General features: G+C 71.9%; 19 protein-coding genes and 1 pseudogene. 10 read left to right on the top strand and 10 right to left on the bottom strand.

What is annotated here, in order from left to right; all coding sequences use genetic code 11:
* Positions 1-24 precede the first annotated feature (24 nt).
* From EDD90_RS37215 to adhP, 4 genes are all read right to left on the bottom strand, one after another.
* Positions 25-462: a pyridoxamine 5'-phosphate oxidase family protein gene (locus EDD90_RS37215; RefSeq protein WP_123977328.1), complete on the bottom strand. Its 438-nt coding sequence runs from the start codon at positions 460-462 to the stop codon at positions 25-27.
* 37 nt (positions 463-499) lie between these two features.
* Positions 500-1,180: a pyridoxamine 5'-phosphate oxidase family protein gene (locus EDD90_RS37210; RefSeq protein ID WP_123977326.1), complete on the bottom strand. Its 681-nt coding sequence runs from the start codon at positions 1,178-1,180 to the stop codon at positions 500-502.
* 149 nt (positions 1,181-1,329) lie between these two features.
* Positions 1,330-2,208, bottom strand: a complete 879-nt coding sequence (locus EDD90_RS37205) for a universal stress protein (RefSeq protein ID WP_123977323.1) — start codon at positions 2,206-2,208, stop codon at positions 1,330-1,332.
* A 5-nt stretch (positions 2,209-2,213) separates the two neighbouring features.
* Positions 2,214-3,236 carry an alcohol dehydrogenase AdhP gene (gene adhP / locus EDD90_RS37200; protein ID WP_123977321.1) on the bottom strand — a complete coding sequence of 341 codons (1,023 nt, stop codon included), beginning with the start codon at positions 3,234-3,236 and terminating at the stop codon, positions 2,214-2,216.
* Between the two features lie 421 nt (positions 3,237-3,657).
* On the opposite strand from adhP, the gene EDD90_RS37195 reads away from it, so the two are divergent.
* The 3 genes from EDD90_RS37195 (at position 3,658) to EDD90_RS37185 (ending at position 5,729) form a co-directional block, all read left to right on the top strand.
* Complete coding sequence (locus EDD90_RS37195) at positions 3,658-4,128, top strand: Crp/Fnr family transcriptional regulator (protein WP_123977319.1); 471 nt, start codon at positions 3,658-3,660, stop codon at positions 4,126-4,128.
* 149 nt (positions 4,129-4,277) lie between these two features.
* Entirely contained in the window at positions 4,278-4,979 is a 702-nt protein-coding gene (locus EDD90_RS37190; protein ID WP_123977317.1) for a response regulator transcription factor, read from the top strand.
* Between the two features lie 309 nt (positions 4,980-5,288).
* Complete coding sequence (locus EDD90_RS37185; RefSeq protein WP_260328374.1) at positions 5,289-5,729, top strand: peptidoglycan-binding protein; 441 nt, start codon at positions 5,289-5,291, stop codon at positions 5,727-5,729.
* Positions 5,730-5,751: 22 nt separating this feature from the next.
* Here EDD90_RS37185 and EDD90_RS59140 read toward each other — a convergent pair whose 3' ends face one another.
* Positions 5,752-5,943, bottom strand: a complete 192-nt coding sequence (locus EDD90_RS59140) for a hypothetical protein (RefSeq protein WP_398928693.1) — start codon at positions 5,941-5,943, stop codon at positions 5,752-5,754.
* A 181-nt stretch (positions 5,944-6,124) separates the two neighbouring features.
* On the bottom strand, positions 6,125-7,039 hold the full coding sequence (locus EDD90_RS37175) for a polysaccharide deacetylase family protein (RefSeq protein ID WP_123977312.1): 915 nt from the start codon (positions 7,037-7,039) through the stop codon (positions 6,125-6,127).
* A 211-nt stretch (positions 7,040-7,250) separates the two neighbouring features.
* On the opposite strand from EDD90_RS37175, the gene EDD90_RS37170 reads away from it, so the two are divergent.
* On the top strand, positions 7,251-7,922 hold the full coding sequence (locus EDD90_RS37170; RefSeq protein ID WP_123977310.1) for a hypothetical protein: 672 nt from the start codon (positions 7,251-7,253) through the stop codon (positions 7,920-7,922).
* A 108-nt stretch (positions 7,923-8,030) separates the two neighbouring features.
* On the opposite strand, the gene EDD90_RS37165 is transcribed toward EDD90_RS37170, so the two are convergent.
* Positions 8,031-8,417 (bottom strand): VOC family protein, encoded by a 387-nt coding sequence (locus EDD90_RS37165; RefSeq protein ID WP_123977308.1) that lies wholly within the window; start codon positions 8,415-8,417, stop codon positions 8,031-8,033.
* A 63-nt stretch (positions 8,418-8,480) separates the two neighbouring features.
* Between EDD90_RS37165 and EDD90_RS37160 the strand changes: the two are divergent.
* Positions 8,481-8,681 (top strand): annotated as a pseudogene (locus tag EDD90_RS37160) (HTH domain-containing protein); the annotation flags it as partial.
* Positions 8,682-8,905: 224 nt separating this feature from the next.
* Complete coding sequence (locus tag EDD90_RS37155; protein ID WP_123977304.1) at positions 8,906-9,520, top strand: hypothetical protein; 615 nt, start codon at positions 8,906-8,908, stop codon at positions 9,518-9,520.
* Positions 9,521-9,606: 86 nt separating this feature from the next.
* Here the strand turns inward: EDD90_RS37155 and EDD90_RS37150 are convergent, their stop codons facing one another.
* Entirely contained in the window at positions 9,607-10,464 is an 858-nt protein-coding gene (locus EDD90_RS37150; protein WP_123977302.1) for an AfsR/SARP family transcriptional regulator, read from the bottom strand.
* Positions 10,465-11,020: 556 nt separating this feature from the next.
* Positions 11,021-12,634, bottom strand: a complete 1,614-nt coding sequence (locus EDD90_RS37145; RefSeq protein WP_123977300.1) for a GH32 C-terminal domain-containing protein — start codon at positions 12,632-12,634, stop codon at positions 11,021-11,023.
* Positions 12,635-12,811: 177 nt separating this feature from the next.
* On the opposite strand from EDD90_RS37145, the gene EDD90_RS37140 reads away from it, so the two are divergent.
* Genes EDD90_RS37140 through EDD90_RS37125 form a run of 4 tightly spaced genes read left to right on the top strand, consistent with a single transcriptional unit; the run spans position 12,812 to position 17,442 of the window.
* Positions 12,812-14,221: an extracellular solute-binding protein gene (locus tag EDD90_RS37140; protein ID WP_123977298.1), complete on the top strand. Its 1,410-nt coding sequence runs from the start codon at positions 12,812-12,814 to the stop codon at positions 14,219-14,221.
* Positions 14,218-15,168, top strand: coding sequence for a carbohydrate ABC transporter permease (locus EDD90_RS37135; RefSeq protein WP_123977296.1), 951 nt, complete (start codon positions 14,218-14,220; stop codon positions 15,166-15,168). The genes EDD90_RS37140 and EDD90_RS37135 overlap by 4 nt, the downstream gene beginning before the upstream one ends.
* 13 nt (positions 15,169-15,181) lie before the next feature.
* Positions 15,182-16,054, top strand: coding sequence for a carbohydrate ABC transporter permease (locus tag EDD90_RS37130; protein WP_123977294.1), 873 nt, complete (start codon positions 15,182-15,184; stop codon positions 16,052-16,054).
* Positions 16,051-17,442: a glycoside hydrolase family 32 protein gene (locus tag EDD90_RS37125; RefSeq protein WP_123977292.1), complete on the top strand. Its 1,392-nt coding sequence runs from the start codon at positions 16,051-16,053 to the stop codon at positions 17,440-17,442. Before EDD90_RS37130 ends, EDD90_RS37125 begins: the two co-directional genes overlap by 4 nt.
* Here the strand turns inward: EDD90_RS37125 and EDD90_RS37120 are convergent.
* Complete coding sequence (locus EDD90_RS37120) at positions 17,405-18,469, bottom strand: LacI family DNA-binding transcriptional regulator (RefSeq protein ID WP_123977290.1); 1,065 nt, start codon at positions 18,467-18,469, stop codon at positions 17,405-17,407. The two genes, EDD90_RS37125 and EDD90_RS37120, sit on opposite strands and share 38 nt — an antisense overlap.
* Positions 18,470-18,729 lie beyond the last annotated feature (260 nt).

Below are 18,729 nucleotides of genomic sequence, written 5' to 3'. Positions count from 1 at the left end.
CGATGACGCGCGCGACGCGGCTTCTCAGGACCTGAGGTCCAGTCCGTGGACCGACAGCCCGCCGACGAGTTCCCGGCCGGTCACCAGCTCGGGCTCGATCCGCAGGAAGACCTCCTGGGGCCAGGGCACCCAGGAGCGCGGCCCGGTCCGCAACAGCCGTTCGTGGTGGGCCTGTTCGGTGACCAGGCGGGCCGGTCCGGTGACCATGACGCTCCAGCCGGAGTGCGCACCCGCGTCGACCTCGTCGGCCTCGAAGGCGGCCACCGAGCCGTCGACCGCGCGGACGAGTTCCGAGGTGGCCGAGGTACGGACGACCACCGCCTCACCGTCGAGGGCGAAGTTGACCGGGAGCACCGCCGGCAGGGCCTGACGCGTGTGGACGACACGGCCGACGGGAGCCAGCGCCAGCAGGCGCAGGCACTCGCTCCGGTCGAGTTCGCGGAACCCTTCGTCGGCGTACATCAGCCGTACTTCCTCTGCGGTCGTGGGGACGCGGCCGTCACACGGAGATCCGGCGCCCGGTGACCGTGTCCGGCTCGATCCGCACCCAGACGTCCCGGTCACCGCCCGCCCAGGGCTCGCTGTGGGCCCGCTCGTCGAGCCGGTGTGTCTCGTCGGGGTCCGCGACGGTCAGCGCGGGACCGCGTACGAGCACGCTCCAGCCCGAGCTGAAGGCGTCGTCGATCCGGTCGACCTCGAAGGCGACCTGGTGACCGGCGGCCAGCGACGGCGTCGTACCGGAGGCCGTGCGGAAGACGATCGAGCCGTCGACGACGCTGTAGTTGACCGGCACGATGACCGGCCCCGAATCGGTCGACACCGCGATTCTCCCGACACCGTGCGTGCCGAGGAGGGAGTCGCACTCGTCGGGGTCCAGCTCGGCGAAGTCCGCGCCGCGCACGGCCTGTTCCGGTCCGGGCGGCAGGTTCGCGGTTCCACCGGTGAGCTGCGACAACGTCGTCTCCAGGGCCGCGGCAAGGCCCAGCAGGGTGCCCCGCTGCGGTGCGGCGCCGGGGTGCTCCTCCAGGTGTTTCAGATAGTTGGCCGCCACACCTGCACGGGCGGCCGCCTCCTCCCGGGTCAGCCCCAGTTCCGTGCGCCGGGTGGCGAGGCGGCGCCCCAGGTCGCCCAGGGGCCGTCCGCCCGTCGGCCCGACGCCGGTCGGTGTTCGTTCGGGCATGGCCGTCACGTCCTTTCCTCGAGGCCGGCCGTGCGGGTGCTGTCGCCACCCGCGCCGGATTTGCCCCGCATGTCCAGCCTGCCCCACCCGCGCGAACCCCGCTTGGGCCGATCGGGCCCCTTCCCGTCCCAGGCCGGGCGGCAGCGCTGTCACCCGGGTTCCGGGACGATGACGACAGGGCAGGCGGAGTGGTGCAGCACCCCGTGGGCGACCCGGCCCAGCTGGAGCCCGAAGTGTCCGGGGCGGCGCCTGGCTCCGACGACCAGGAGACCGGCGTCGCGGGAGGCGTCCACCAGTACGGTCCGGGTGCGGCCCTCGACCGTACGACGCCGCGACTCGACGCCGGCGGGGGCGTCCCGGAGGGCCTCCTCCAGGGCCTCCACCGCCTGCTGCTCGTGCAGCCGGGCGGGCTCTCCGGCCGGCAGGGGGTGGTCGGTGGTCTCGTACGCGGGGCAGCGCCAGGCCCGTACGGCCTCCACCGGCACGCCCCGCCGCCGGGCCTCCTCGAAGGCGAAGCGCACCGCCGCCGAGCCGGCCGGCTTCTCCCCGACGCCCACGACGACCCGGCCGTGGGCTCCGGCACCGGCACCGGCCCGGTCGTCGAGGTCGCCGCGTACGACGACCGTCGGGCAGTGCGCGTGTCCGGCGACCGTCAGGCTCACGGAGCCCAGCAGGGCCGCGGCGAGGCTGCTGCGGCCCCGGGCGCCCGTCACCAGCAGGGAAGCCTCCTGGCTCTCCCGCACCAGCGCGTACTCGGGTTCCTCGGGCAGTACGGCGGTGGAGACCCGCACGTCGGGACGCCGGCCCCGGGCACGCCGGGCCGCGCTCTCGACGATGTCCTCGGCCATGATCTCCTCGGACGGCTTGTGGAGGTCCTCGGTGAGGTGGCCGCCCTCGTAGCGCTCCCACAGCGAGGCGTACACCAGGCGCAGCGGCGCTCCGCGTACGGCGGCCTCGTCGGCCGCCCAGTCGACGGCCCGCAGGCCGGTCCCGGAGCCGTCGACGCCGACGACGATCGGCAGGAACATCGCCCTCACCATCCCGCTGCGAGGTCGAAGACGATCCGTGCCCTGACCTGGCCGCGCAGTACCTCGTCGATGCACTCGTTGACCGAGTCCAGCGGGCGGGTCTCGCGGATGACCTTGGTCTGTCCGGCGGCGTGCAACTGGAAGACCTCCGCGAGGTCCTGCCGGGTGCCGACGATGGAGCCGATCACGCTGGTGCCGTTCAGGACGGTGTCGAAGATCGGGACCCGGACGGTGCCGTGGGCGGGGAGAGCCACCATGACGAGCTTGCCGCCGCGTCGCAGACCGGCGTTGACGGCCTCGAAGGCCGCGTCGTCCACCGCGAGCGCGATCGCCGCGTGCGCGCCGCCGTGCTGCCTGAGGACCTCGCCGACGTCCTCCTTGCGGGCGTCGATCACGAGGTCGGCGCCGAGGGAGGTGGCGAGCTCCAGCTTGTCGTCGGTGACGTCGACCGCCGCGACGGTGGCTCCGGCGATCTTCGCGTACTGCACGGCGAGGTGACCGAGGCCGCCGATCCCGGAGACCGCGACCAGCTGGGCGGGCCGGACACCTGCGACCTTGAGCGCCTTGTACGTGGTGACGCCGGCGCAGGTCAGCGGGGCGGCGTCGAGGGCGGTGACGCCGTCGGGCACGGGCTGGGCGAAGTCGGCCCAGGCCAGCATCTTCTCCGCGTACCCGCCGTCGCAGCCGTAGCCGGTGTTGATCTGCTGCTCGCACAGCGTCTCCCAGCCGGACAGGCAGTGCTCGCACCGCCCGCAGGCCTTACCCAGCCACGGCACGGCGACCCGCTGCCCGACGCTGAGGTGGGTCACCCCGTCCCCGAGCTTCTCGACGAGGCCGACGCCCTCGTGTCCGGGCACGAACGGCGGGTTCGGCCTGACCGGCCAGTCACCGTGAGCGGCATGGATGTCGGTGTGGCACAGCCCGGAGGCCTCGACCCGGATGCGGACCTGTCCGGGGCCGGGCTCGGGGTCGGGGCGGTCCTCGATGACGAGGGGCTCACCGAAAGCTCGTACGACCGCTGCCTTCATGGTGTCTGCTCCTTCGCAGTGGGTCGGTCATCTGGCGCCTCCCACCTTCGTGCGGGCGGGCTGCCGGCCACCGGATGCCGAAGGTCGCTGCCGTCAGGGCTGAACGGCCCTGCGCTCCGGGGCCGTCGGGGTGGGTGCCGGGGACACGGGGGGGCGGCCGGTGCCGGACGCCGTGGACGGTCCCGGACGCCGTGGACGGTCCCGGACGCCGTGTCCGGAGCACCGTGCCCGGGGCCCTGTCCGGGGCCCCGGGCCCAGAGCCTCGGTCCCGTGGAGCCGCCCGGGAAGCCGTCGCGGCGCGGTCGTGCGGGCGGTCGGAGCCGGGTGGCCCGCGCGCAGGGCCGGGTGGCCCATGGTCCGGCGGTGGGCGTCGGAGACACGCTGGCCATGGCCGTTTCCACACCTTGTCGGGAGGCACGCCATGACCACCACCGGCACCCCCACGCCCAGCATGCTGCGGGCACTGCCCGCCGAGCAACGCGAGCGGCTCCTGCGCGTCGCCCGCGAGGTGAGCTTCCCGCAGGGCGCCCGGCTGTTCGAGGAGGGCGGCCGGGCCGACCGGTTCTGGATCATCCGCACCGGCACGGTCGAACTCGACATGCACATCCCCGGCCGCCGCGCCGCGGTCATCGAGACCCTCCGGCACAACGAGCTCGTCGGCTGGTCCTGGCTGTTCAGTCCGCACGCCTGGCACCTGGGAGCCGAGGCGGCGACCCCGGTGCGGGCCTACGAGTTCGACGCCACCGCCGTCCGTCTCATGTGCCAGGAGGACCCGGCCCTGGGCAACGCCGTCGCCCAGTGGGTCGGTGACGTACTCGCCCACCGCCTCCACGCCGCCCGCACCCGGCTGCTGGACCTGTACGCCCCGTACGGCGCCGGCAGCCACGCCTGAACAGAAGACCGCCGAGGGGATCCGCCCCGGGATCGTGCCACGCCTCGGGTACTGGGGCCGGTCGGCCCTAGTACATCCGGGTCCGGCGAGCGATGATCGTGTTCACGGGCAGCCCTTAGCCCGATCGCCACCGGGGAACAGGGGTCGTCATGGCCGAGGCGCGCACCTTCACGGAGCAGGATCCGATCCGTGTCTTCCTGCTCGACGACCACGAGGTCGTACGACGCGGCATCACCGACCTGCTCGACGCCGAATCGGACATCTCCGTGGTCGGCGACGCGGACAGCGTCGAGCACGCCCTCGTCCGCGGTCCGGCGCTGCGCCCCCATGTCGCGGTCCTCGACGTACGGCTCCCGGACGGCGACGGGATCACGGTCTGCCGGGAGCTGCGCAGCCAGATGCCGGAGCTGGCCTGTCTGATGCTGACGTCGTTCGACGACGACGACGCCCTGCTCGACGCGATCATGGCCGGGGCCTCGGGCTACGTCCTCAAGCAGATCAAGGGCTCCGACCTGGTCTCGGCGGTCCGCACGGTCGCCTCGGGCCAGTCCATGCTGGACCCCGCGACCACGGCCCGCCTGATGCGCTCGCTGCGCGCCGACCCGGCCGAGGCCTCCGCCGTCGCCCCCGAGCTGGCGAGTCTGTCGCCCCGTGAGCGCGACATCCTCGCCCTGATCGGCGACGGCCTGACCAACCGCGAGATCGGCAAGAAGCTGTACCTCTCGGAGAAGACGGTCAAGAACCACATCTCCCGCCTCCTGGCCAAGCTCGGCGTCCAGCGCCGCGTGCAGGCGGCCGTCCTCGCCTCCCACCTGGACCAGCCGGACCCCGGCAACCGCACCACGGGCTGAACACCGCCCCGCCTCCGCTGCCCCGCCTCCACCGTCCGGCGACGAGCCATCGACGTACGGGGGTCATCACCTTCGGGTGGTGACCCCCCGTTCTCGCGTTCGCCCGTGACGGCCGGCCATCGCCGGCCATCCCTCTCCATCCCCTCTCCGTCCCCTCTCCGTCCCAGCGGTGATCCGTCCTCGCAGGTCACGGACGTGTGACCGTCCCGGCGTCCCCATCCGGGCAAGCGCACCCGGGCTTCGGGACAGCCGCTGCCGGCATGGTGCGTGCCGGGGGCTCCCGGCCGACTCACAGGAGGGGGAACACAGATGGGACGGAGGACGCTGCTGCGGGGCCTGACCCTCGCCGTGGCGGCGGTCCTGCCCCTGTACGGGCCCTCCGCGGTACAGGCGGCCCAGACCGCGGCCACCGCGGTCGCGGTCTGCGGGCACACCGGCGAACAGCCCACGCTGCGGCGGGGATCGACGGGGGATCCGACGGTCGAGGCGCAGTGCGAACTCGATCTGGCGACGAAGCCGAGCCGGTACACGCCGATCGCGGCGGACGGCTCGTTAGGGGCGGCGACGGAGACGCGGGTCAAGGAGTTCCGGGCGTGTGCCGGGCTGACCCCGGACGGTGTGCTCGGCCCGCTGACCTGGGCGGCGCTGAACACCTGGGCCGCCACGCCGCACACCTGCGCGGCCCAGGGCACATCGGCCACGGCGCAGACCGCCGTGTGCGGCCACACCGACACCCGCCCGACCCTGTAGAAGGGCGCGAACGGCGTCGAGGTCAAGGAGCTGCAGTGCCGGCTGAACCTGGCCATGGAGCCGTTCCACTATCAGCCGCTGACGATCGACGGCGACTTCGGGGGCGGCACCGAGGCCCGGGGAGGCCGGAGCAGTACCGGTGCAGACTGGAACCGCTGACGGCCGCCTCCTTGCCGAGGCGGCCGTGGCCCCGGCCACTGCGGTCCTTCAGCATCCGAAGGCGGGCGGCGAACTTCTCGGTATGCGGAGAGGCAACCACATATCCAACCTTGCTCGGGCCTCTACTGACGGGTAGAAGCTACACGGCGGGCAAGGTATGCGTACGCCCTTTCACTGCCCTGATTCGACCGTCAATCACCTTTCTCGATACGGTATTTGACAGGTCGTCAAGCACATCAGCGCAGTGCGTCCGAGAGCCGTACGAACGTATGGCCGGAAGCCAGCAGCCGGGGTACGGCGGCGGCGATGCCCCGGGCCGTACCGCCCTCGGGGTGGTTCATGTGGCAGATGACGACGGAGCCGGCGGGCGCGGCCCCGACGGTCGTACGGACCTGCTCGGGGCTGAAGGTGGCCCCCGCGTCGCCGTTGACCGAGAAGCCGGCGAACCGCTCGCCCAGCGCGGCGACGATCCGGGCCGCGACGTCGTCGCAGTACGCGGTGCCGGAGCGGAAGAAACGTGGGGGGCTGCCCAGCAGCCGGGTGAGTTTCGCCCGGTTGCCGGCGATCTCGTCGTATACCTCGGCGGCGCTGCGGGTGCCGGGGATGCCGTAGGCGGAGCGGCCGGTGACGGAGAGGGGGAGGTGGCGGGTGCCGTGGTTGGCGATCTCGAAGAGCGGCTCGGCGGCCAGTTCGCGGAAGACGGCCGGATTGGCGTCGATCCAGCGGGAGTTGAGGAACAGGGTCGCCGGTACCTCGCGCTTGCGCAGGAAGTCGATCAGGGCACGGTCGTAGCCGCTGCCGCCCCGGCCGCCGCAGGCGTCGAAGGTCAGCGCGATCCCCTGCTGGCCGGCGGGCAGCCGGTGCACCACGCCGGGCGCGTCGAAGCCCCAGGTGTGGGGCACGGCGTGACCGTACCGGGTGATGGTCTCGGCGCGGGTGACGGCGGGCAGACCGGCCGGCGTGGCCGTGGCCGAGGGCGACGCAGCGGCGGAGGCTGCGGGCGACGGACCGTCGGCGGAGCCGGAGCCGGAGGCAGAGGCGGGCGAGGGGGAGGCCATCGTCCCCGCCCCGGTCGCCTTCGTCGGTGCCGCGCAGCCGGCCAGGGTTCCCCCGGCCAAAGCCGCCAGCACCATCCGCCGACTCGTTCCCATTCGCTCCTCCACCTGCCCGAACCAACCGCGGCCATGCTAGGCGGCGCGCCGCCGCAGCCCGCCCGGACACGGGACAAGCGTTGCCCAACAATCCTTTGTTGATCATTTGCCCCGCCGGACCGAACCACTCCCCGTCGGCGACGCGTCGGTCCATCCGTCGTCCGACGTCACCCGGCGGACGGAGATCACGCCGGGAAAAGGGGAGGAAGCCATGTGGGAGCCCGTCGACGTGGCGTGCCACAGGTGCAGGATCACGCTGCCGCTGCTCGATGCCCCGGTCCCCCGGGAAGCGTGGTGGAAGTTCCTGTACGAGCACGCCTATCACCCGGTGGAGCTGATGTGGGAGCACTCCGAGGCCCACGAGCGGATCGACATCGACTACGTCGAGGTGAACAGCGACATCAGGAGCGACCCCTCGTTCGCCGAGTACGCGGGCGAGTGGACGGGCCGTGCCCTCGCCCTGCACCCCCGGCCGGTCGCCCGTGCGGTGGCCGGGATCGTGCGGCGCGCCCAGGACGCCATGGACGCCCACGAGTGGCGGGCCGCACCGGCTGACGCGGTCGTGGCCGAACGGCTCGTACGGTCCATGGACTTCGCACCGCCGCCCGGGGAGACCGTCGACGACGCCGCCGTACTCGCCCGGCTGGCCACGGTGGAAGCGACGCTGGAGCGACTGCGCCGGGCGGCCGCCGAACCGCTCGGCGAGCACTTCGGCACGCTGCTGAACGATCTGCTGAGCGCCCTGCCCACCCCCGCGGACCTCCCCCCGGACGAACTCCGCGCCGAGAGCGGCCCCCTGGCCTCCCCCCGGCTCTGGGACACCGAGCGGGCACTGCGACTGATCCAGCACCTCCTGTGGAGCATCACCCACCGCTCTGCCTAGGCCGCGCCGCCGACGACGACTTCGCCGGCTTCCTCGGCCACGTCCTCACCACGGGCTTCTGACCGGCACGCCCGTTCCCCGGCTACGGTGACAGGAGTTCTGTCGTACTCAGGCCAGGGTGGTGATGCAGAACGGGTGGCCGGCGGGGTCCAGCAGGACCCTCCACCGATCGGGCTGCGGCTGCGCCGGGGGCTCTACGGCGCCGAGGGCCAACAGCCGGGCCTGGGCGGCATCCAGGTCGTCGACCCCCAGTTCGAGGTGGGCCCGCTTTTCGCGAGCGGGGTCCGGCCAGGTGGGGCGCTGATAGCCGGCCAGCCGCGAGAAGCCCAGTCCGGCCGAGCCCTCCTGGCCGAGCAGGATGAAGTCGTCGCCGGAGTAGAGGACAGGGAGGCCGAGGGCCTCTCCGTAGAAGCGCGCCAGCTCGGCGGGGTCCGGGCAGTCGAACGTGACGGCCGCGTAGCGGATGGCGGGCGCGGATGTGGTTTCGGTGCTCATGGAGAAGACGCTAGGCCGGGACTAGGACAGCCTCTGTCCTAGTCGTGAGAGGGAGTTCGGGATGTGATCAGCGCCTCCGCCCGCCTCCTGTCACTGGTCTCGTTGCTGTCCTCGCGGCCGTCGTGGACGTGCCGTGAGCCGGCCAGGCGGCTGGAGGTCACCGAGCGCACCGTCCGCCGGGACGTCGCCAGGCTGCGGGAGCTCGGCCACGGCGTCGAGTCCGAGCCCGGTCCGTGGGGCGGCTGCCTGCTCCGCCTGGGCACCCCGCTACGCGCACCGTCCCCGGACGGCGTGCGAGAGGCGCTGCTGCGCCGTCCCCGGGAATTGTTCGGGGACAACGAGGACCGCCCGCCCTCGTAGGGGGCAGCGCCGTGTCGACGAGCTGTCGACGGTCTGCAGTCGGACTGTGGACGGCTCTCGCCAGACTGAGCTGTGTCCAGACCGGAGAACTTCCACCGGCGAACCCCCCACTCCTGGAGTGATCCCGCATGAGAAAAAGCATCATGACCGTCGTCGCCGCGGCAGTCCTGGCCACGGGCGCGGCGATGGCCACGGCCCCCGCCGCGGGCGCCGCACCCGCCGGCCCGGCCCGCGCGGACGCCGCCGGGACCGGCCGCCACGGGCAGTCCGTGGACCGCGACGTCAGGCGGATACCCGCGGCCCTGAAGGCGGCGGACGTGATCTACAGCCCCGGCTGCTCCAGCACCACACTGCCGATCGACTGCACGATCACCGAGCCGGTCGTCACCCAGCACGAGACGACGTACCCCTTCTCCTTCCTCCCCGGCGACCACGTCACGGTGAACGCCGGAGGGTGTGTGCAGACCGGCGGCCACGGACTGACCTGGAAGCGGTACGTCGACCCGGCGTCCGACAACGACCTCTACCACGGCCTGATCACCATTCCCGGCGCAACGGGTGACCTGGTGCGGCTGGTGAACGTGGTCGGCCGGCAGTACGTCGTCGGTGGCCGCGGAGGCAGCCTCAAACTGGGCTACGAGGACGACGGCTACTCGGACAACGGCTACACCGCACACGACAACGGCACCGGGAACCAGTGCCTGAACTCCGTGAACGCGTTCGTGCGGATCGTCGTTTCCTGATCGCGGGACGGTCGGTACCGGGGCGGGGAACCGCTCGCCACCCCCGGCCGGCACCACTCCGCCGACCGGCAGCACTCGGCCGGCCGTCACTGCAGGACCGTCGAACCGACCACGGCCGTCGAACCGATGACGGCCGTCCCCTGCAGTGAGGACCGCCCCGCACCGCTCAGCGAGGGATCATGCCGGAGGATCCGGGAATGCACCGCGGAGAGCGCCGGTGAGGGCTCGACCCCGTGTTCCTCCCTGAGCAGGGCCCGCGCCACGCGAAACACTCCCAGCGCGTCGGCCTGCCGTCCCAGGCGGTAGAGCGCGATCATCAACTGACCCCACAGCAGTTCCCGGGTGGGGTGTGCCCGCACCAGCACCTCCAGTTCGGCGGCGGCCTGCGCATCGAGCCCCAGAGCGAGCGCGGACTCGATCCGGGCCTCCGTCGCCGACAACCGCAGTCGCTCCAGCTGTTCCGACTTCGCGGCGATCCCCGGAAGATGGCCGAACTCGGCGAACGCATCGCCCCGCCACAGGCCGAGCGCCGCGGTCAGTCTCTCGAACGCGAGCCGGGGCTGTGCCCCCAGCGCCTGCTGCCCCGAGGTCACCAGGCGCTGGAACCGCCAGGCGTCCACGAAGCCCGGGTCCACGCGAAGTTCGTAGCCCGGCGGCCGGGTGACCAGCACCGTCGCCGCGTCGCCGCCGGTGACGTGGCGCAGGGCGGCGCGCAGCCTCGACACATACGTGCGCACTGTGCGGTGCGCGTCCCGCGGCGGGAGCGGACCCCACAGCTCGTCGACCAGGGCCCCCACACTCACCGTCCGCCCGGGCACGGCGGCGAGCTCGGCGAGGACGCCCTGCGGCTGAGGACCGCCCAGATCGACCGGCCGGCCGTGCACGACGGCTTCCAGCGGTCCCAGTACGCGCACTTCCAGCCCGGAGCTTTCTCCCGTGGTCATCCTTGCCCCTTCCTCGCGGTCGGCGTGTCCGTGATCCGGCGAGCGGACCGGACAGGTGCGCCAGGGAGCTTGGTTCGCAACACCGCGATTGTCATGTCCTGTTCCGCCCAGTGGTCCACGGCGGGCGGCCGCGCGCTGACCGCCTCCGTACCGGTCAGACAGTCACGTGGGCGTGGACCAGGGGCGCGGAGGCGTCGGTTTCGCCGCCGGTGACCAGGGCCGTACCGGCCGTGCCGCCCTCTCTCCGCCAACAGCGGCGGCACACCGTCCTGGGACTCCGAGGGTTACCGCGAGGCCTACCGCAAGATCTGGGACAGGTAGCCACGTAGCCGGCCCGTGGGTGTCCTGTGCGATGGGTTGTTCATCAGCGTCTTTCGACGGCACCCCATGGGCTCGGTGGAAACCTGCAGAATGACGCCGACGGTGCAGGGGACGATTGCGCCGGCTCAAGGACGGGATGCGAACCCGCGCGCAGCGGATGTCCCTTCCGACGCCCAGGGACTTCGCCTGGGGCAGGTCCCGGCGAGAGCTGCGGCCGTCCGGTCCGTGGCCCGCCTCACACCGAGAACTCGCGTATCACCGTGTTGCGGAACACCGCGCTGCCGCCGATCGTGAACAGCGCGAGCCGGGTGTCCAGCAGGTACGGGAACACCTGGCTGGTGTGCACGTAGCGGCCGTCGTCGACGAACATCTCCACGGACGTGCGGTCCACCAGGATGCGCAGCTTCACCGTGCCGGCGGACGGGTCGAACGGGGTGTGGCTCTCCTGCCACTTGCCGGACGTGTCGGCGTTCACCGTGTTGCGCCGGTTGAGGAAGGCGTAGTCGGCGTAGATCCCGGCGTCGATGTGCCGGCCGCCGTCCGGGGAGCGCCGCAACTGGAGCCCTGCACCCGTGAGTTGGGACCAGGCGATCTCGGTCGTCACCTCGTAGGAGATGCCGGTGTAGTCGAGCACCTTCGTGCCGTCCACGGTCACGTCGCCGAGGTTCACGGTGCGGGAGACGTACGAGTCGAGACCGGCGACCGGCTGGGAGGCAAGGTAATAGGTGCCGTCCGATGCCCTGTTGAGGGTGACCTCGCGGACGATGGAGTCGGTGCCGTTGAAGCCGTCGCAGTCGATGGTGGGGGTGGTGTCGGCGTAGTCCCAGTCGTTCACCCAGCCGATCGCGTAGCGGGCGGCCGCGTCCACCGCGCCGCCCGCGTCCCGCTTCTCGAAGGTGACGGCCGCGTACCAGTCCCAGCCGTGGTCGAGCCACTGCGGGTCGCCCGCGTCGGCGGTGAACGCGCTGCCGTCGAAGGAACCCGTCCAGTAGGCGTACGTGTTGGGCAGCCCCGAGCCCTTGCCGTTGGCGCTCACGCCGAGCACCCACTTGACGGTGCCGTCGCCGGCGGTGATGCGGAACAGGTCGGGGCACTCCAGGACGCCGATGCCGTCGTGGACGAAACCGCCCGCGTACGTCCAGGACTTGAGGTCGTCGGAGTGGTAGAAGCCGATCTTGTCGTTCTCGGCGAGGGCCATCACCCAGCGGCCCCGGTCCTCGTCGCGGATCACCTTGGGGTCGCGGAAGTCGGCGACACCCGGGTTGGGCAGGACGGGATCGGTCCCGTAGTTGCTGAAGGTGCGGCCGCCGTCGGTCGAGTAGTACAGGAACTGCTCCTGGTGGTCGGTGCCGCCGCCCGGGGACATCGTGACGATGACGACGACCGCGCCCCCGCCGAACCCGGCCGTGTTGCCGGTGTCGACCACCGCCGAACCCGACCAGAGATCGCCGCCCGGCGTGGTGTCCTTGGGCACGGCGACCCCATGGTCGGTGAAGGAGACCAGGTCCCCGGTGGTGGCCAGGCGCCACGCGGTGCCGACGACGCCGGTGAAGTAGTCGGCGTTGTAGAGGTAGTAGTAGTGGTACTCGCCGTCGACCCAGACGGGCCGCTGCGGGTCGTTCTTCCACTGGTCGGGAACCGTGAAGTGGTACGCGGCACGGTAACTCGCCGCGGTCGTGCAGGACTTAGCCTTGGCCTTGGCTTCGGCCTTGCCTCTGGCCTTGCCTTCGGCCGTCGGCGCGGCCGCCGGTGCGGCCGTGGCCGTTCCCATGGGCAGCAGTGCGGCGGCTCCACCGGCGGCCGACCCCGCGAACAACGCTCTCCGGGAGATCCCCGAGGTTCCGGGCATGACGCATCGCCCTTTCATGACTCACCACGCACAGGGCGTGGAACAGCGGCTCGTGTGAACGAGGACTGTAGACCTAACTCGTTAAAGGTCAAGTGTTCCCGACCCTTGACAGGCCTCTTGCGCGGTTCCCATCATCTGGGGCATCAACCCTGATCTAACACGAGTTAGGCCTGTTGGATGACTGACTCGCACCTCCCCCGCCGCGCGCTGCTGCGGTACGGCGCCTACGGAGCGGGAGCAGCCGCCCTGTCCGCGACCGCCGCGAGCTGGGACCGGCTCACCGGGGCGGACATACCCGGCCGCGACGACGGCTCCCTCGTCGTCGCCACCCTCGGCTCCGCCTTCGACCCGGCCACCGTCGACGCCCTCGCCCAGGGCTTCCACCGACTCCACCCCGACATCCCGCTGCGGGTGAACGCGGTACAGGCCGTCGACTGGTCGGATTTCTTCGCGAAGATCCTCACCCAGATCGCCGCGGGCAGCGCGCCCGACCTGGTGTATGTGGCCACCGAGGGCGTGCAGTTGTTCGCCCGGCGGCTCGGCGTGCCCCTGGACCGCTGGGTGCGGCGGGACGCGGCGGAGCTGCGTGAGTACTTCGCCGACGTCCACCCCTCGCTGGTGGAGTCGATGATGTACGAGGGGAACCTCTATCAACTGCCGATGGAGTTCAACGCCGCCGACATGTACCTGAACAAGCAGGTACTCAAGCGGGCGGGCGCGGGCTTCCCGGCGGCCGACTGGAGCCGCGACGACTTCACCGCGCTGCTGCGGGAGATGAAGCGGGCCGGCGATGCGCACTTCACACCGTACTTCTGGACCAACCGGCTGTGGGGCGGCGTGGTGCCCTGGCTCTTCGCGAACGGCACCAACCTGCTGAAGGAGTCCAAGGCGCCCGGCGGCTCCTGGCTGTGGGACACCTTCTACCCGGCCGCCGACCGGCAGGGGCGCGGCGGGGGCTTCCGCTGGACGACCCCGCAGGCCACCGACGGCCGGGTCGAGGAGGCGTACGACTATCTCGCCTCCCTCGTCCAGGAGAACCTGTGCACCCGGCCCGAGGGCGGCAACGGCAGCAACCTGGTCGGCGTGTTCTCCACCGGCCGCGTCGGCGTCACCCCGGCGGGCGGCTTCTGGGCGGGCGGCCTGCAGCTGGCCGGCATGCGGGCCGCCGACTACGACGTGCAGTACTTCCCGCGCTGGCGTACCCAGCGCCACCAGTTCGGCGCGGCGGGCTACGCGCTGCTGCGCACCTCGAAGAAGCAGGAAGCCGCCTGGGAGTTCATCAAGTACGCCGCCCGCAAGGACACCATGACCCGGCTGTTCCGCGGCAACCAGACCACCCCGGCCCGGCGTTCGATGCTGAACGCCGCCCGCTACGCCGAGAGCGGCCCGGCGCACTGGCAGGTCTTCTACGACACCCTCGACCGTTTTCCCGACACCGGACCGATCCCCGCGCCGCCGCAGGTCGCCGAGGTGACCGATGTGCTGCTCAAGTACACCGGCACCGCGCTGGCCTCGCCGCGCGCGGTGGGACCCGCGCTGCGCCGGATGCAGAGCGACCTGGAACAGGCCATGGAGCGTGAGGTATGACGAACACCCAGGTACAGGAAGTGAGTTCACGTCCGGTCCCGCCCTCCACGGTCACCGCCCGGCCCCCCGTCCGCGACCGCGGCACCCGGCTGCTGGCCGCGCTGTTCCTGGCGCCCACGATCGTCGGCATCGTCGTCTTCACGGTCGTACCGATCATCGGGTCGGTCGTACTGAGCCTGTTCCACTGGAACGTGATCGACCCGCCGCACTTCGCCGGCGGCGCCAACTACCGTACGACGTTCACGGATTCGACCGTCCTGGTCTCCTTCCGCAACACGCTTCTCTTCATGGTCCTCGCGGTCGCGCTGCAGCTGCTGATCGCGCTGGCGCTGGCGCTCGCGCTGAACGGGCGGATGCCGGGGTGGCTGCGGTCGGTGTTCCGTTCGGCGTTCTTCTTTCCGCTGGTGCTGTCCGCCGCGTCGATCTCGGTGGTGATGAAGTACCTGTTCAACCAGGACTTCGGGGTGGTGAACTGGCTGATCGGCCTGGTCGGCGTCGCACCCGTGCCCTGGCTGACGTCGGAGCACGCGGCGATGGCCACGGTGGTCCTGGTCTACGTCTGGCAGCAGTTCGGCTTCTCGTTCCTGCTGTTCGTCGGCGGTCTGAACAACATCCCCAAGGAGATCCACGAGGCCGCAGCCCTCGACGGCGCGACCGGCCTGCGCAAGCACCTGGGCATCACGCTGCCGCTGCTGTCGCCGACGCTGCTCGTCGCGTCGGTGGTCGGCATCATCAACGCGCTCCAGGTCTTCGAGCAGCCGTACGTCCTCACCGACGGCGGTCCCGGCGACGCCACCCGCACCGTGGTGATGGTGATCTACGAACGGGCCTTCGAACAGCTCGACTTCGGCGAGGCATCCGCGGTGGGCGTGCTGCTCTTCGCACTGATCATGGCGGTCACCGCCGTCCAGTTCCGGCTCAGCCGGCGTTTCGTCCACTACCAGTGAGCCGGTGAGCCGCATGAGCCAAGCAACCCCGACCCTGCCCCTGCCCCTTGCGCTGAGCCGCGTACGGCACTCGCTCGCCCCCTGGGCCCGGATCGCCGGGCTGACCGTGTGCGCCCTGCTGACGCTCGGCCCGGTCATCTGGACCGTCTCCACCTCCCTGCGCACCCCGGCCCAGTCCTTCGACCTGCCCCCGCAGGTCATCCCGGCACACCCGACGACCGCGGCCTACCGCGGGGTCTTCCAGCAGATCGACGTATGGCTGCTCGCCCTGAACTCCACGCTGGTGACGGCGCTGATCGCGCTCGGCCAGATGGTCACGGCGGGCCTGGCCGGATACGCCTTCGCCCGCCTGGAGTTCCGCTTCAAGAAGCCGCTGTTCGGCCTGGTGCTTGCGACCATGATGGTGCCGTTGCAGGTCACCATCGTGCCCGTGTTCCTGGTGCTGAAGTCGATGCACCTCACCGACACGCTCCTCGGCCTGATCATCCCGGCCTTCCCGACCGCCTTCGGCACCTTCCTGATGCGCCAGTACTTCCTCGGCATGCCGAAGGACCTGGGCGAGGCGGCCATGCTGGACGGCGCGGGGCCCTGGCGGATCTTCCGCTCGGTGTACGCGCCGCTGGCCGCACCCGGCCTGGCGATCGTCGGCGTGCTGGCGTTCAACTACCACTGGAACGAATTCTTCCGCCCGCTGATCCTGGAGACCTCCAGCCAGAACTACACGCTTCCGCTGGGCCTGGTCTCCCTCCAGGGCAACCTCGGCACCGGGTCGATCTCGGTCGTCCTGGCCGGAGTCGTGCTGTCGATGCTGCCCGCCCTCGCCGTGTTCGTCGTCGGCCAGCGCCCGCTGCGCGAGGGCATCACCTCGGCGGGAGTCAACCGGTGAACCACGACCCCAACGCGCCCCGGTTCAGGGTCCGTCCGCCCACCGGCTGGATCAACGACCCCAACGGCCCGTTCCGTTGGCGCGGCCGCCACCACCTCTTCTACCAGTACAACCCGCACGCCCCGGTTCACGCCGACATCCACTGGGGCCACGCCTCCAGCCGCGACCTCGTCCACTGGGAGGACCACCCGGTCGCCCTCGCGCCGACGCCCGGCGGGCCTGACGAGGCCGGCTGCTGGTCGGGATGCGTGGTCGACGACGCCGGCACACCGACCGCCATATACACGGGAATCGACCATCACCACACCGGTCTCGGCACCATCTGCCTGGCGCGGGCGGCGGACCCGGACGACGAGCGGCTGACCGAGTGGAAGCCGCTGCCGACGCCCGTGGTGGCAGGGCCGCCGCCGGGACTGGACGTGGTGATGTTCCGCGACCCGTTCGTCTTCCGCTTCGCGGACCGGCGCTGGGCCCTCCTCGGGGCCGGGCACGCCGACGGCACGCCGTCGGTCCTGCTCTACGACTGCGACGACCTGACCGACTGGCGGTTCGCCGGTGTGCTGCTGGACGGCAACGACCCGGTGGCCGCGGGTGTGTTCGGCGACAAGGCGGTGGGCTGGGAGTGCCCGCACCTGTACGCGACAGCGGGCGGCGACCACGTCCTTCTGGTGTCCCTGTGGGACGGTGACCCCTGCGCGACCGGGTACCTGACCGGCCGTCTGCAGGCCGACGGTCAGGGCATGTTGAGGTTCGTGACGCGCACCGGCGGCCGGCTCGACCAGGGGCGGGACTTCTACGCTCCCGCCGTGCTCCAGGAGCCGGACCGCGCACTGCTGTGGGGCTGGTCGTGGGAGGCCCGTCCGCAGGACGAGGTGCACCGGGCCGGCTGGGCGGGCGTCCTCACCGCGCCACGGGTCGTCGACGTGCACCCCGACGGTTCGCTGCGCGTCCGTCCGGCCCCGGAGCTCGACCTGCTCCGCCCGGCCGAGCCGTTCGTCACCGCGCCGGGCCGGGTTCCGCTTCCGGAGACGTACGACCTGGCGATCACCGTATGCGGACCGACCACGGTGAGCCTGCTCCGGGACGCGTCGGGCCGGGAGCTGACCGTCCGGGCGGACCCCGTCGGCGGAACCGTCCTCCTCGACCGCGGTGCCTGGCCCCGGACCGGCAGGGAAGGCTCCGCCCCGATCACCGTGCGCGTACCGAAGGCGCCGGAACTCGCACTCCGGCTCCTCGTCGACGGCTCGCTCCTCGAACTCTTCGTCGGGGAGCGGGCGACGGTCACCGAGCGCGTCTACCGGCGCCCGGGCGACATCGCCGAGCTGATGGTCGAAGGGCCGGGTGCCCGGGTCACCGGATGGGCGCCGGACCCACGGAGTCGCGGCTGACCACGGGGCAGGCCAGGCGCCGGACGGTCGCGGGCGGCGTCCGGCCGGAGTCGATGGCGTCCAGGAGCAGCCGGGCCGCGGCCTCGCCCATCGCCCGGTGCGGCAGCGCGACCGAGGTGAGCGGCGGGGTGAGGAACGCGGCCATGTGCTCCTGGTCGTCGTAACCGACCACCGACAGATCGGCGGGGACGTCGATCCCGAGCCGGGTCGCGGCGTGCAGGACACCCGCCGCGACCCGGTCGTTGTAGCAGAGGACGCCGGTGGGGCGGCGGTCCGGCCCGACCCCGTCGAACAGGCGCAGCGCCCCCGCGTATCCCGCGGAGATCTCCCCGCCGCCGCGCACGATCCACTTCTCGGGCACGGTGACGCCCTCGGCGCGCAGCGCGTCCCGGAAGCCGCGGGTGCGTTCGGCCGAGGCGATGTCGTCCAGGCCGCCGATCACGGCGAGCCGGCGGTGGCCCGCGTCGAGCAGCAGCCGGGCCGCCGTACGCCCGCCCGCGCGTTCCGCCGGGACGACGGCGGGCAGGGAGTCGTCCTCGGGCAGGCAGTTGGCCAGCACGGAGTGGGTGCGGTGCAGTCCCTCGGGGACCCGCACCCGGCGCAGTGACATGGCCGCGTAGATGATGCCGTCCACGCGCCGGTCGAGCAGTTCCGCGACGGCCGCGTCCTCTTTGGCGGGGTCACCGCCGGAGTCGACGGTGAGCACGAGGTGTTCGCTGTCCCAGGCGGTCTCCATGGCCCCGCGCAGCAGCCGGCCGGCGAACGGCGAGGACGCGATCTCGTCGGTGACCAGCCCGAGCACGGCCGTACGGCGTCGGCGCAGACCGCGGGCGACGGGGTCGGGACGGTAGCCCAGCTGAGCGGCGGCCTGCCGGATGCGTTCCTGGGTGGCGGGCGACAGGTTGCCCTCGGCCCGGCCGTTGAACACGAAGGACACCGCGGTGTGCGACACACCGGCGAGCCGGGCGACGTCCCGGGACGTGGGGCGCCCGGTCCCCGCGCTCCTGTTCTCCTCGGCACCACCCATGCCGTCCGCCGCCCTCGCCCAGCCCGTCCCTGTCGATCACCGCCCACCCTATCCGCGGGGAACACCACGTCACGGTTTCGGGGTGGGCGTGAGCACGTCTGCCGCTGGTGCTCTCGTTCCCGACCGATCACAGACCCTCGGGTCAGAGCGTCGGCGACAGCCCGGAGCAGAACAGACAGGCACAAACGCTTCACCGAAGTGGGCTGCCGGGCCTCCCCGAGCGCCGGCACCACCTCCGCCCGACGAAACCGCTTCTCCCC

Source organism: Streptomyces sp. Ag109_O5-1 (genome assembly GCF_003814875.1).
Lineage (GTDB): Bacteria > Actinomycetota > Actinomycetes > Streptomycetales > Streptomycetaceae > Streptomyces > Streptomyces sasae.
This window is presented reverse-complemented; position numbering and strand designations above follow the sequence as displayed.

Excerpts from the sequence above, each read along its gene's own strand:
- EDD90_RS37215 (WP_123977328.1), bottom strand. The coding sequence starts at position 462 with ATGTACGCCGACGAAGGGTTCCGCGAACTCGACCGGAGCGAGTGCCTG.
- EDD90_RS37210 (WP_123977326.1), bottom strand. The coding sequence starts at position 1,180 with ATGCCCGAACGAACACCGACCGGCGTCGGGCCGACGGGCGGACGGCCC.
- EDD90_RS37205 (WP_123977323.1), bottom strand. The coding sequence starts at position 2,208 with ATGTTCCTGCCGATCGTCGTCGGCGTCGACGGCTCCGGGACCGGCCTG.
- adhP (WP_123977321.1), bottom strand. The coding sequence starts at position 3,236 with ATGAAGGCAGCGGTCGTACGAGCTTTCGGTGAGCCCCTCGTCATCGAG.
- EDD90_RS37195 (WP_123977319.1), top strand. The coding sequence starts at position 3,658 with ATGACCACCACCGGCACCCCCACGCCCAGCATGCTGCGGGCACTGCCC.
- EDD90_RS37190 (WP_123977317.1), top strand. The coding sequence starts at position 4,278 with ATGGCCGAGGCGCGCACCTTCACGGAGCAGGATCCGATCCGTGTCTTC.
- EDD90_RS37185 (WP_260328374.1), top strand. The coding sequence starts at position 5,289 with ATGGGACGGAGGACGCTGCTGCGGGGCCTGACCCTCGCCGTGGCGGCG.
- EDD90_RS59140 (WP_398928693.1), bottom strand. The coding sequence starts at position 5,943 with ATGCTGAAGGACCGCAGTGGCCGGGGCCACGGCCGCCTCGGCAAGGAG.
- EDD90_RS37175 (WP_123977312.1), bottom strand. The coding sequence starts at position 7,039 with ATGGGAACGAGTCGGCGGATGGTGCTGGCGGCTTTGGCCGGGGGAACC.
- EDD90_RS37170 (WP_123977310.1), top strand. The coding sequence starts at position 7,251 with ATGTGGGAGCCCGTCGACGTGGCGTGCCACAGGTGCAGGATCACGCTG.
- EDD90_RS37165 (WP_123977308.1), bottom strand. The coding sequence starts at position 8,417 with ATGAGCACCGAAACCACATCCGCGCCCGCCATCCGCTACGCGGCCGTC.
- EDD90_RS37155 (WP_123977304.1), top strand. The coding sequence starts at position 8,906 with ATGAGAAAAAGCATCATGACCGTCGTCGCCGCGGCAGTCCTGGCCACG.
- EDD90_RS37150 (WP_123977302.1), bottom strand. The coding sequence starts at position 10,464 with ATGACCACGGGAGAAAGCTCCGGGCTGGAAGTGCGCGTACTGGGACCG.
- EDD90_RS37145 (WP_123977300.1), bottom strand. The coding sequence starts at position 12,634 with ATGCCCGGAACCTCGGGGATCTCCCGGAGAGCGTTGTTCGCGGGGTCG.
- EDD90_RS37140 (WP_123977298.1), top strand. The coding sequence starts at position 12,812 with ATGACTGACTCGCACCTCCCCCGCCGCGCGCTGCTGCGGTACGGCGCC.
- EDD90_RS37135 (WP_123977296.1), top strand. The coding sequence starts at position 14,218 with ATGACGAACACCCAGGTACAGGAAGTGAGTTCACGTCCGGTCCCGCCC.
- EDD90_RS37130 (WP_123977294.1), top strand. The coding sequence starts at position 15,182 with ATGAGCCAAGCAACCCCGACCCTGCCCCTGCCCCTTGCGCTGAGCCGC.
- EDD90_RS37120 (WP_123977290.1), bottom strand. The coding sequence starts at position 18,469 with ATGGGTGGTGCCGAGGAGAACAGGAGCGCGGGGACCGGGCGCCCCACG.